Source organism: Mucilaginibacter sp. (assembly GCF_036383575.1).
Taxonomy (GTDB): Bacteria; Bacteroidota; Bacteroidia; order Sphingobacteriales; family Sphingobacteriaceae; genus Mucilaginibacter.
Map to the genome: position 1 here is coordinate 1 of NZ_DASVOB010000512.1, position 2,042 is coordinate 2,042.

The window sequence follows — 2,042 nt, forward strand, 5'->3', positions numbered from 1 at the left end:
CCGTGCCCGAAACAAGGATACTGCTACCCTCAAAAAAGCCTTTGCCGCCAAACATGCTATCAAGCGAAGGTATGCCTGATGAAATTCGTTTTGAAGATGCTTCCTTTTCAAGCTTTAAAGAGGTAACGGGCAATACCGAAATGCCCTCCTCATCAATTAAAAAGGGATACTCATTGGTACCGTGCTGCGAGCCGCGGTATTTTACTACACGCAAACGGCGGGTGGAGATCTGGTTGATAACCCTGTGATCGAGCAATATCACGCAATCTGAAACGTACTCTTCAAGCCCCTGCCTTGTTAAGGCCCCTCCTTCGCCTTTCTCCCCGGTTATAATGGCTGTTACACCTTTATCTTTTAAAAAATTAAAAAGCCTTCTTAACTCGGCACGCAGTATAACCTGGTTTGATAAGCCTGAAAAGAGGTTTTCCAGTGTATCTAAAACTACCCTTTTGGCGCCAATGCTGTCAATGGCATAGCCTAAGCGGATAAATAAGCCCTCAAGGTCATATTCGCCTGTTTCTTCTATCTCGCTCCGGTCAATATGCACGTGATCGAGCCTTATTTTTTTATCGTCCTGAAGCTTGCGCAAATCAAAACCAAGCGATGCAACATTCGAGGCGAGCTCATCTGCTTTTTCTTCAAAAGCCATGAATACACCGGGCTCATTAAACTCTGTAGCCCCCCTAATTACAAATTCAAGCGACATTAATGTTTTGCCGCAACCGGCTTCACCACATATCAACGTAGGCCTTCCTTTAGGTAAACCGCCACCTGTTATTTCATCTAAACCGGTGATGCCTGTCGGTGTTTTAGGCAATTGATCAAACGTTGTAAGCTGTTGTTTTTTATGTAGTTTGGTCATATAACTCCAATCTGTTTTAAGCTACCTGTTTACTATAACCATCAAGCATACAGGATTTTGTTTTATTGGTATGGTAATAAAAATACTGGTATAATTGTTTTGGGATATTTGATTTTGTGACGGAAAAAAGTCGAAAAATCATCATGAACTTATCTTGCTAATAATACGAATAAATAAATCCTGATCCGTATAAATCATTAAAACTCATACAACCAAATTCTCTAAAAACAGATTTAAACATTTATACAGGTATACTGTTTGACAGAAACAAGTTCATGCTATTGCACCTCGTTTTTTATCAACGATGCAACCATTGGTCATCATCATTTAATTGAAAAGCTATTATGCATAAAATTGGCTCTTTAACCTTAATTATTATAGACTATATTTATCCCTGTTATCTATATAATGAATAGCCAGCCCAACCTTAATCAACAATTAAACGAAGATATTTTCCGTATTCTGATCAGGGAATCGCCTACTCCGGTTGCTTTATACCTTGGCGAAGGAATGGAGATCAGGATAGCCAATAAGGCCATCATTGACATTTGGGGCAAAGGCGATAATGTTATTGGCCGTACCTACTTTAACCTGCTTCCCGAGCTTGAGGAACAGGGTTTCCATGCCATATTATTAAACGTTTATAAAAGCGGCATAGCCTACGAAGGCAAAGAGCAGAAAGTTGATCTTGTAGTAGATAATAAGCTTCAAGAATTTTACTTCAATTTCACTTTTAAACCATTACGCAATGATGCTGGTGAAGTTTGGGGTGTATTGAATACTGCGGCAGATGTTACCGAACTGGTAACAACCCGTCAAAAGCTTACCGAAAGCGAGCAGCGCGTTCAGTTTGCCCTGCAGGCAGCCGAATTGGGCACCTGGGATTTAAACCCCAAATTGCAAACCGTAATATGGGACGACCGCTGTAAGGAGCTTTGCGGCTTTCAAAAAGATGACGAAATAAAATATGCCGATCTGCTAAAATTTGTACACCCGGAAGATGAGCAACGATTACGCGCAGCGGTCATGCAGGCGTACAACCCTGTTAGCGGCGGTAATTACGATATGATCATTCGCACCGTTGACCACAGCGGGCACTTGAAATATTGGATCCACCTGAAAGGAAAGGCCTACTTTAACGATAACCATGAACCTATCCGCTTTGCCGGTACCGTACAGG

Annotated in this window: 2 protein-coding genes; one reads left to right on the forward strand and one right to left on the reverse strand. The window is 41.5% G+C overall.

What is annotated here, in order from left to right; translation table 11 throughout:
- Positions 1 to 862, reverse strand: an 862-nt coding sequence (kaiC, locus tag VF500_RS18080; protein ID WP_330861020.1) for a circadian clock protein KaiC, incomplete at its 3' end; no start/stop codon positions are given.
- 408 nt (positions 863 to 1,270) lie between these two features.
- Here kaiC and VF500_RS18085 point away from each other — a divergent pair.
- A partial coding sequence (locus VF500_RS18085) for a PAS domain-containing protein (protein ID WP_330861021.1) occupies positions 1,271 to 2,042 on the forward strand: 772 nt, incomplete at its 3' end.